General features: G+C 72.4%; 7 protein-coding genes and 1 pseudogene. All 8 read right to left on the reverse strand.

From position 1 onward, the window contains the following. Positions 1–353: 353 nt before the first annotated feature. Positions 354–1,253 carry a TniQ family protein gene (locus OG928_RS33095; RefSeq protein WP_406277177.1) on the reverse strand — a complete coding sequence of 300 codons (900 nt, stop codon included), beginning with the start codon at positions 1,251–1,253 and terminating at the stop codon, positions 354–356. 598 nt (positions 1,254–1,851) lie between these two features. Then, a pseudogene (locus OG928_RS33100) lies at positions 1,852–2,187 on the reverse strand (AAA family ATPase); the annotation flags it as partial. A gap of 243 nt (positions 2,188–2,430) precedes the next feature. After that, positions 2,431–2,871: a hypothetical protein gene (locus OG928_RS33105; RefSeq protein WP_406290676.1), complete on the reverse strand. Its 441-nt coding sequence runs from the start codon at positions 2,869–2,871 to the stop codon at positions 2,431–2,433. After that, the gene (locus OG928_RS33110) at positions 2,837–4,627 is read right to left on the reverse strand and encodes a transposase (RefSeq protein WP_406290678.1); all 1,791 of its coding nucleotides are present in this window, start codon (positions 4,625–4,627) and stop codon (positions 2,837–2,839) included. The genes OG928_RS33105 and OG928_RS33110 overlap by 35 nt, the downstream gene beginning before the upstream one ends. After that, on the reverse strand, positions 4,624–4,836 hold the full coding sequence (locus tag OG928_RS33115) for a hypothetical protein (protein ID WP_406290680.1): 213 nt from the start codon (positions 4,834–4,836) through the stop codon (positions 4,624–4,626). The genes OG928_RS33110 and OG928_RS33115 overlap by 4 nt, the downstream gene beginning before the upstream one ends. Beyond that, positions 4,836–5,450 (reverse strand): TnsA-like heteromeric transposase endonuclease subunit, encoded by a 615-nt coding sequence (locus tag OG928_RS33120; protein WP_406290683.1) that lies wholly within the window; start codon positions 5,448–5,450, stop codon positions 4,836–4,838. Before OG928_RS33120 ends, OG928_RS33115 begins: the two co-directional genes overlap by 1 nt. A 189-nt stretch (positions 5,451–5,639) precedes the next feature. Continuing rightward, the gene (locus OG928_RS33125) at positions 5,640–6,959 is read right to left on the reverse strand and encodes a DNA-binding protein (RefSeq protein WP_406290685.1); all 1,320 of its coding nucleotides are present in this window, start codon (positions 6,957–6,959) and stop codon (positions 5,640–5,642) included. Positions 6,960–7,107: 148 nt separating this feature from the next. Next, positions 7,108–10,116, reverse strand: coding sequence for a Helicase associated domain protein (locus tag OG928_RS33130; RefSeq protein WP_406290687.1), 3,009 nt, complete (start codon positions 10,114–10,116; stop codon positions 7,108–7,110). Positions 10,117–10,628: the final 512 nt, after the last annotated feature.

Below are 10,628 nucleotides of genomic sequence, written 5' to 3' on the forward strand. Positions count from 1 at the left end.
CGGATCCAGGACCGCAAAAGGTCGTCGGGTCCGGGGGCCAGGCGTGTGAGTCCGAGTGTGAGTGGTCGTTGGTTGTGGGGTGGTGTGGGGTGTGTGGGCCGGGGGTTTCGCAGTTGTATTGGGATGGTTGTTCCGGGCGTGGGGTTGGTGGGCGTGGTTTTCGGGGTGCGGGTGGGGTGTTCGGGTGGGCTCGGGCGGGGTTGTGAGCTGGGGTTTTCTCACTTCCGTTGGGTTTCGCGGGTGTTGTGGGATGCACTGAGATTTTGTGCGGTTCGGATGGGAATGCCGTAGGCGGCAGCGTTTGGCGGTTCTTCTCGGGTGGTCCCGGGGGATCGGCCCGCAGCCCGGGGTTTTCAGGGTCGGGTGTGGTGGCGGATCCAGGACCGCAAAAGGTCGTCGGGTCCGGGTGCCAGGCGTGCGAGTCCGAGTGTGTGGGCGGTGTGTTCGAGGAATGTGGTCACGGCCGGGTGCCGGTCGGGCCGGGGTGTCGCCGGTAGGCGCGTACGAGCGAGGACGCGGGCGAGGACGACCGTTTCGGGATGGACGATCACGGGCCGGGCGGTGAGTTCCCAGGAACTGCCTTGCGTGGTCGTGTGGTCGGGGTTGAAGGCGGCCAGGCGGCGCCCTCGCGCCTTCCACCGGCCGGTGAGATACAGCCGGTGGTCGTACCAGCGGGTGACGATGGCCTGTGCCCACGTGTAGGCGGTGTTCGCGTTCGGCCGGCGCAGGAGCCTGCGGTGTTCCCGGTGTGTGTGGGCGAGTTCGGGCAGGCCGCGGGTGTCCAGGAGCCGCGGTCGGAGCCCACGGGTGCTCCAACACGAATGCCGCGAGCACCACACCCGATGGGCAGGCAGGTACATCCGTGCGCGTGCGGTGGCGCCTGCGGTGTGGCGCAGGGGGCACCACGGGCACGCCCACGAGGGTTGTTCGTACGGGTCGGGGCGATACCACGCGGCGCTGCCCGCCCCGGTTGCCCCGACGGCGTCCGGTGTTCGGGCCGGGTTCGCGTCCCGGGGCCGTTCGAGGTGGGGGAGCGCCCGCGCAAGGTGGTGGTGGGGGACTCGGGCGAAGACGGCGAGTCGGTGTCGTGCCGCGTCGTCGAGGTGGATCTCGGTCGTGTCGGTGTCGTCGGCGCCTCGCGCGCCCGTGGTGGTGATGCCGATGCCGTCCAGCAACTCGGGCACGCTCTGCCGATACGTCGCCGCGACGCGACCGAGCCAGGAGGCGGTGGACTCGTAAGGCAGGGGAGCCACACGGAACGCGCCCGGTCGCGTGTCGGTCCGGCCCCACAACGCGGGTTCGGCAGCCGGGCCCCGAGGGTTCGCGCCATCGTGTGTTGCAAGTGCTCCCGACCCCGACCCTGCTCCCGGGAGCGGGCCGGTCCCGGTCGCCTTCACGTGTCGTGTCGCCGTGTGCGGCCACCGGTGCGGGTGCGTCCGGTGACGCGGGGGCGGTAGTGGTCCTCGGCGGTGTGGTCCAGCACGATCCCCTCGAGGCCGGTTTGGTGATTTTCTCGGTGCCGTCGAGGATCGCTGCGATCGCGGCCTGGCGGAGCAGGCGGGCGAGGCTGCCGATGCGTCCGCCGGTGCGGGCGTGGAGATACGACGCCGCGCGAGGGAGTGTCCCCGCGCGGTGTGCCCGCAGGTCCAGACAGGCTTCCATCGCCGCGACCAGGTCACGGAACGGCGTCCGCCCGCCCCCGCCGCCGAGGGGGACGGGCCCGCAGTCGACGACCGTGGCGCGCCCGGCGAGTTGCGCCCCGCGCACACCCCCGAACAACGGTGTGGCGACCACGTCGATGCCCGCGAACACGAACGTCGCGCCGATGCGTTCGGTCAGATCCTTCAACAAATCGACGGCCTCCGCCCCCGTCGTGGTGCGTGGGTTGAGGCGGTGGATCTCGTCGATCGCGACCAACCTCACCCCCGCCTCGCGGTAGGTGTGGCACACCGCGTCGACAATCTGCGCCTGGGTCGCCCTCGCGGTCACCGGAACCCCGAGGAAGCGCGCGAACTCGGTGGAAAGGGCCTTCGCGCTGGCACCGGGCGGGACCAGGACGTACGCCACCGGCACCCACCCCTCCAACGCCCTTCCGCCGCGTCGGGCGGCCTCGGCGAGGTGGCATGCCCGACCCACCTGCAACAGCGCGGTGGTCTTGCCCGTGGTCGGCGGCCCGGTGACGATCACACGGCCGCGCGCCCGTCTCCTGGTGGCGGCCCAGGATCATCAGGGTGCGCACCGTCCGCGAGATCGCGTCGATCGTCGGGGTGCGCACGACGGCGAACCGCGAGTGATACGCCAAACGCTCCTCCACCCCACGCCCGGCCTCGCCCGCTTCGGGCGGTGTGACAGGCGGCCGTTCGACGAAGTCCCGGAACCCGTCCCACGTCACGGGCGACGGCCACCGGCCCTCCGCCGCCTCCGCGCCGGTCACCACAACTCGGCCTCGGCGTGCGCGTCGTACAACCCGAACCCGCCCGCTCCGCCGGACGCCCCACCCGACTTCGACTCGGAGTCCGTGTCCTCGTCGAGGAACTCGCCGCCGCCGTCGAGGTCGTCCAGACTCTCCACACCAACACCGGCACCGTCGTGCGCCGCCGCGCCCGGTACGCGTCCCGGGAAGACGAATCCCGCGACCCCCTCCGAGTTCGCGGCATGCCCGTCGTGCCCGGTGCCCGCCTGCTCCACGACGCGGCGCGCCCCGGGAACCGCCCGACCCGCCGCGGTGTCCTCGCGTCCACGACTTCTTCGGCTCCCGCCGCGGGCGGGCCCCACGGCGGGGCGGACCTCGCGCAGGAGCGCCGCGAGGGCGCCGGCGAGGTCGGCTTCGTGCCGCTCACGGTCCCCGCGTCGGGTGACGCTCTCCCTCACGTGCCTCCACGCGTGGACCTCGAACGGCGCGTTCACACAGCGGTGGATCCACGGCCTCGGCGAACTCCCCGCCGGGCAGGCGCACCCACACCTGGCGGCCGTCGTGGGGATTGTGGTGCACCTCCCACCTGCCCTGCCGCGCGGTCACTCCCGAGGACCGTCCCCGACACGCCCCCAGGACCGGATGGTCGTAGGTGCGGTGGTCGATGCGGATCCCGCGGTCGGTGACCCGATGCCACCGCACCGGCAGCAATTCCACATAGTCCCGCCCCGTGAGCGGCACCGGCACATACCCGCACGCCCCCACCAGGGCGCCCCACATCTCGTTCGGCGTCAGCGCCGCCCTGGCCATCATCGGATGCCGCAGCCCCTCGTGGGGCCGGCCCTGCCACCCGACGGTGATCCATTCGTCGAGCAGGTCCTGCAACTGCGGCACCGTCCAACACGCCTCGTCCTCCACACCCTGTCCGCGCCGGGTCGTGTTCGACCCGGTGTACCCGGCCACGTGTTGGCAGAACAGCGTGTTGATCGCGCCGAACGTCCGCTCCACCACCCCTTTCGCCGCGGGCCTGCGCGGCGGGGCGGGCTGCACGCTCACCCCCAACGTCTCGCACGCCGCCAGGAACGCCTCGGACACGAACACCCTGCCCCGGTCGACCACGATCGTCTCCGGCACGATCACCGGCCGCGCCGCCGCGCCCTCCAACCGCCCATCCACCGTCGCCAGCCGCTCATACGGCACGCTCGCCCGCGACAGCTCCAACGCCTCGGGCCAGTGCGGGCGCATCGGATGCGGCACCACCATCTCCGCGAGCAACAAAGCGGCGTCGACCGCCTTGGTCCCCTCCGGCCGCAACACCGCCGCCACGACGCTCCGCGTCGCCACGTCCACCGCGATCGTCAACTCCGGCCGCCCCAACCGCCCGTCGTCCAAAACGGCCATCACGTCCAAGCGGGTGCTGTCGACCTGGACCTGCTCACCCGGCCGCGACGCACCCACGGGAGCGAACGGCGGCGTCGTCGCGCTCGCGGTCCGCGCCGGCCGCCCCGGCAACTCCGCCGGATCGGCCAAAGCGTTCACCAACCGATAGAACGTCGCCCGCGACGGCAAGGCCACCACACCCGGCCCATGCGCCCGGTCCAGGATCTCCCCGGCCAACCGCCGCAACCCCTCCACCGTCCCCTTCGACCGCCCCCGCTGCCGCCGCAACGCCTCCAACACGGCCACCACCACCCGCTCGTCGCTGCGCCCGGTCGCACTCGCGCCGCGCGTGGCGCGCTTGTCGACCAGCCCCCACAGGCCCTGCCGCCGATACCGGCCGCGCATCCGCTGCACCGTCGCCACACTCACCGCCCACCCCGACGCCCGCATCTCCTCGACCTTGGCCCGCTCCCGCTCCGCCATGGACCGACCCGGGCCGTACTGCGCACGCGCCACCCCCACACCGCCCGGGCCGTCCGGCAACCCGCACTCGATCTCGTGGATGTGCCGCTGCCACGCGAGCGCCCGCTCGCGCTCTCGCAACGGCACCGTCTGGAACAGCCCCCACCGCGGCACCCCCGCCACAGGCGCCGCACCCACCAGCGCGAAGTCCGGGGCCGCGCACAGGTACCCGACCAGCATCGACCCGACCACACCCCGCTCGTCCACCAGCCGCACCACCGGACCCTCCAGAGCGACCACCTGCCACGAACGCCCCTCGAACACCACATGCGCGCCCACCGCGACCACCGGCCGCCGACCCCCGCCGCTCACCACGACACCCCACCCTCGGCCGCCGCGCCGACCACCGCCTCGACCCCCGGTCCCGCCCAGGCCGGCACCCGCTCGTGCAACGGCCGCGACAACACCACCGACAACCGCCCCGACCACAACGCGTGAAAGACCACCGGCCACACCACGATCGGATCACCCACCGCCCGCACACCCTCGATCAACGGCCGCGCCCGGGCGAACGCGTCCATCACCGGCCGCCTCCACGGCGGGCGAGCCCCGATGACGGGGATGCCGGTATCCGGCCAGCCACCGCACGTTCGCCACGAGAACCGGGTCCGGTGGCTCGAGCCGCCGATACGACCAGCCGACCGCCTCGCACGCCGCCGCGACCACCCCCACCGGCCCGCAACGCCCGCACCCCACCCGCACCGGGCGAACCCGGGCAGTCGGCCAGCAGCGCGGTGCCGTCCGCGTACCGGGCGAACACCTGCGGGACCCACGACCGCACCCGCCCGTCCGCCGCGTCGCGCCACACCAACCGCACCGGCCGCCCCGCCAACCCGACCACCCGCGGATCCCGATCCAAGAACATCAACCGATCACGCATCACGGCCGACCCGTGCACCACATGGCCGCCGGTGGTCGCCGACCACCACCAGCCCGGCCCCCACCGCCGCCCCGGCACCACCGCAAACGCCGACACCGGCGCCAACTCCTCGAACCGCGTCGACCCCGCCGCCTCCACCCACGGCCGCTGCACCACGCCCCCCACCGCGTCGACGAACTCCGCCTCGACACCGGCCACTTCCGCAACCGCCGGGGTCCGAACCCCCGCCCCGCCCACCGCGAACCGCTCATCCATGCCCGTAGTCAAGTACGCGAGAAATCCTCAGAAAGACAGAGAACCCCACCACCACCCGAACGAGCGCACCCCCGCACGAACACCCCACGCACACACCGAGCCCGTGATAACCGCTGCGCCGCAACAGGTCCGCCCCCGCCCCTACGCGCCGACCACCTCGGTCCGACCCGACCCGGGCCGGCCACGCGCCTATTCGTCGTTCTCGTCCCGGCCGGCCGTGAGCACATCCGTCAACTCCGCGGCCGACAACCCGGCCCAGCCGGCGACGTCCTGCACGGGCACCCCGGCGTTCAACGCCGCGACAGCGGTCCGCCACAAAGCCCGCTCGAGGAATTCGACACCCCAGGAGAGGTTCCCCAGCAGGTGCCGGGCCGCGTCCGCGGTGCTGCCGGTCTGCGCCCCGCGCAACGGGAGCAGCTGCTCCTCCGCTTCCCCCACGAGCTCGTCGATCAGCATGCGTTCCTCCGCCGGCACCATCGTGCGCCACAGCGTCCCCGAACCGCCCGCCTTCCGCTCCCTGCCCGGAGACCGCAACAGCGCGGCCGCGGTCGCCGGCCGATCCTCCTGCCGCACCCGCCACGGATCGTCCACCCACCCCCAACCCCCACCCGCACCCGCGCCCCCACGCCGACGGCGGACGACGGCGCCCATCCACGCGATCAAGGGCCCGCCGTCCTCGACCACGACCACCGACCCCAACCACGCCCGCCTGACCCGCTCCCCGAGTTCACGGCAAAACGCCCCGTCCACCCGCAACATCCGAGGCCGCCCGGCACCACTGTCGCGCCACAACCGCTCCACCATGCCCGGATCCAGCAACGCGTCCGCCACCGCGACCACCTCCGGGAAGACGACCGCGTCCCGCCCCACCACCCGCCACCACCCGAAATCACCCCCGGCGTCCCCGCCCGCGACCGCGTGCAGCCGCTGCGGCCAGACCTCCTCCCGCTCCCAGTGCAACGCCGACTCCCACCACCGGCACACCACCGCCCACGCGACCCCGAACACCTTCCCGGGACCCACCCCCGCCCGCGCCGCCCGCCGCGCCACACCCGCCCACCGCCGCCGCGCCGCCACCACCTCCGGCACCTCACGCAAGTCCAGGTGTTCCGGAACCCCACCCGCGTCCGCGTCCAAACCCCACCGCCCGTGCCGCACGCACACCCGCTCCCACCGCGCCGCGTAGCGAACCACCCGCACCGGCCCGCCGGTACGCCGCGCCGCACACAATCGACACCCGAACGCCACCGGGCCCACCACGGCGCCGCCCACCCGCCACATCCCCTGCGGCATCCCCGCCGTGCCCCACCCGGCAACCTCGTCCTCTTCCCGGCCCCAGGACGGCAACGCCCGCCCGAGCACCTCCTCCCCGACCCCACACAACTCCACCAACACCCGCCGCCCCGCCGCGTCCAGGACCACCTCCGCGTCCGCCCGCAGCCCTCCACCCCGGTGCCGGGGACGGTGGTTGAGCCACCCCCAGTGCCCCGCCAGGGCATCGGCGTCCACCCCGTAACACCCGGCGACCCGGCCCATGAACGACCACGTCGTCTCACCCCCGACCGGAGCGACCCGAAACACCCCCCACCGACATCCCCCGACCTCACTCCGAACCTCACACCCGCCAAACACGACCCCCCCCGGCCGACACCGCCCCTCACCACCGCATGCCGAGTTCGGTGAGCAGCCGCACCCGTTCCTCGGTCAGCGATCCGCGCCGAGTGCGTTGGTTGTTGACCCACTTGCCGAGCCGGACCTCGACGGCACCGCCACCCTTGCCCGCGCCACCACCGAGTCCGGTCGCCGTCTGTGTCGCCACGGTCTCCACGTGTGCGCGGGGAACTTCGAGATCGCCTTCGCGTTCGCGGTAGGCGACGGCCGCCGCAAACGCCGTCTCCCACGCGCCCCGACCGCGCCTGCGCGCCCGCGCCCCGTCGCGGTCGGCCGCAGACCCGCCGACATCGACGCCCGCAGCCACCGCCACGTCGCCGTCCGCTGCGCCGCCGTCGTGTTCGGGGCGGATGCCGAGTGCGTCGAGCTGTTCGAGTTGTCCGGGCCCCAGCCGTGCCCGCACGGCTGCTCGCCGGTGCCGCTGCGCCCATCTGCCGATGTCCTGGCCGCCGGCGACGTGTCCGGGTGTCAGCTCCTCGAGGGCTCCGCCGCGGGCGAGGTGCAGGCGTACTTCGTTGGCGGCCCGCTGCCAGGCGATGGTCCACCCGTCGGGCTGCCACCACGGGTCCAACTCCTCCAGGGCCCGGCGGCGTTCGGGGTGCGCGTCGAGAACCCCGGCACGTCGCTGGTTGGCGAGCCATTGGCCGACGCGGATGCCGTCCTGGACGGCTCCCGGTGGCGCGGCGAGGTGTCCGACGCGTTCGACATACCGTCGTGCGACGGCGAGTCCGTCGTCGAAGGCGGCGTCGGGGTGTGACCAGACCATGCCGAGCATGACGAGTTTGCGGACGCGGCCGGCGTCGAGCCGCCCGGCGGCGTACTCCCTCCGTTGTACTGCCGCCCATTGCCCGACCGGGTAGTCGTGGTCGTGCTCGTCGCGTGTATCGAGCGGAATTCTGAGGTGGCCCCGCGTCGCGGAGGAAGCGGCGTGCGGCGAGGTAGCCGCGCGGTTCCAGTCGCGTTCGTCGGGGTCGATGACCCGTAGCCGCACGAAGTCGGCGACGATCGCGGGGTCCCGTGGGCTGGAGAACCGCAGGAACGGCCGTGTCTCCGCCTCCACGCCCCCGCCCGGGCCGCCCGGCACATCCGGACCCACCGGCCCGGCCGCGCCCTCCACGACCCCTCCCACGACCCCTCCCACGCCCTCGGCGGCCCCCGCGCCGCCCGCCGCTGCGCCGGCTTCCGCTGTACCGCCGTCGGCCGCGCTGTCCGCGTCGTCGTCGGGTTCGTCCTCGACGACCGCCCTGGCTGCGCCGTGTGCGGTGGCCTGGGGGACGGCGAGGGCTTCGACGAGCTCGGGGGCGTGGGCCCTCAGGGCCTCGAGCACCGTCACCAAGTAGCGATGGCCATCCGACAGGAGCATGTCGTCGGGGTGTTCGTGGTCGTCGAGGAAGACGGGGACGACGATGCCGGCGACCTTGCCCTGCCCCGGTTGCTGCCGCAGAGCCCTACCCAGGGCCTGAGTGATACTCACAATACTTGACATTTCGTCGAAAATGGCTACGGCGTCGACGGCGGGACAGTCGATCCCCTCGCCGAGGATCCGCACGTTCGAGACCACGGACAGGTCGCCCGGTGTGCCGGGTTCGGCGAACCGGCCGAGAACTCGCCGCCGATGCTCGGCCGGGTGATCGCCATGCAGCCATTGGGCCCGCACGTCCGCGGGCGCCTGGTCCGGGAGTTCGGCGCGCAGCCGTCGGCCGACGTCGGGCAGTCCGAGGGCGAAGGCTTTGGCTTCGGCGACGCGGTGGTGGAACGTGATGACGGTGCGCAGGTTGTTCTCGCGCGCGGTCTTGAGGAGCGCGGTCTGCAACGCGGCGAGGCGTTTGCCGCGCCAGGCCTCGACCAGCTTCGGCGCGTTCGGGCTCTCGTCGTCGAGGGCCTTTCGCGCGTCGCGCCGGGCCTGGTTGAGTTCCTTGTCCCTGATGTCGGCCACCAGCACCACGAACCTCGCGAGCAGACCGCGCTGCACACTTTCGGCGAGCCCGAGCTGAAACAAACGCGGCCCGTAGATCTCGATCGCGTCCATGGACACGGCGAGTTCCTCGGGCAGTGCGGGGACGCGCGAGCGTCGCGATCCCCGGGTCTGCGACGTATCGCCGTCGCCGTCGTCATCTGACGCACCGTCAGCGAAAGCGGACATTTCACCGGTTTCGTAGATCATTTCCGTTTGCAGTTCCGGCGAGAAATACTCGTCTTCCGAATCGATTTCCGGATCGATATCGTCGGGGATCGGCGGGAGCTCGATGTGAGGTCGGGTGTGAGGTTCGGTGTGGTCTCCCGCCCCGAGACCGAGGCTCGGGGCCCTGGGCACGTGTCCCGCCTCGAAGAGCGCCTCCTGACCACCCGGACGCCCGGCGCCACCGCGCCGCCGCTCGCCACGCCGCCGCCTGCGCCGGCCTTTGAAGGGTTCGTAGATGCGGGGTGTGGCGGTCATGTACAACCGCCGCTGCGCCGGGACGAGTGTGTTGTCGTGGACGTCGGTCCAGGTCTTGTCGATGTGGCCGGCGGCTCTGTGGGCTTCGTCGCTGAGGATGAGGGTCCAAGCCGGTAGGGCGGGGATTCCGTAGGGCCCGGTGTGGGCGTGGATGATGGCGCCGAGAGACGCGTAGGTGCTGAACACGGTGTACCGGGCGTGTTGTTGGGCCCACAGGGCGAGGCTGGGTCCGCTGGTGGTGGCGCGCACGCCCGCTGCGCCGAGTGCGGTGTCGCCTTCGAGGGAGCAGATGGCGAGCATGGGTTCGTCGTGTCCGAGGGTGCGCCAGGCGGTGACGGTCTGGGTGAGGAGGTCGAGGGTGGGGACCAGGACGAGGGTGCCGCCGGTGGGGGCGAGGCATCTGGCGGTCTCGGCGGCGATGAGGGTCTTGCCGGTCCCGGTGGCGGAGACGAGGAGCCCGCGGTTTCCTCCGGGCCCCACAGGGCCTTCCAGGCCTCGCACGGCGGCGTCGACGGCCTCGACCTGATGCGGTCGAAGCCGTGGTGTGGAATTACGCATGGACCTTCTCCATTCGGTTCCGGAGTACCTGCCGGGGTGCCCGCTACATGTCTAATCTTACCTGTGGAAGAATTGAGTCACCGCTAGTCCCTGTCTTCCGTACGAACGTGTCTGAATGTTGGATTCGAGATGTCTCGAACGGTGACGCGCCCGGAGGATTCGGCCGCCGAGGGAGGCCGTGGCGGTGAGGTGGACCCGGCACCGGGCTCCGTCGCACCAGCGAGGGAAAGACAAGAGACGTCACCCCCGTATACGGAAGCCCACTTCGGCAACTCGCCTACGTCAAAGTCGACTCCACCAACAAGCCAACGCCCGGACCCACTTGCCAGCTGGCCGCGCAGCGGCCCACCAGGCACCCGCGAAGCGGGTGGCGTCGGGGTCCCGCGCAGCGGGACCCCGGGAGTCCGCAACGCGGACTCCGACAGCCGCGAAGCGGCTGTCCTTCACTTGATGGCGCAACGCGCCATCCGGCCGCCGCAACGCGGCGTACTCACTCGCAAGCCGCGCAGCTT

The sequence above is a fragment of the Embleya sp. NBC_00896 genome (assembly GCF_045207785.1).
Lineage (GTDB): Bacteria > Actinomycetota > Actinomycetes > Streptomycetales > Streptomycetaceae > Embleya.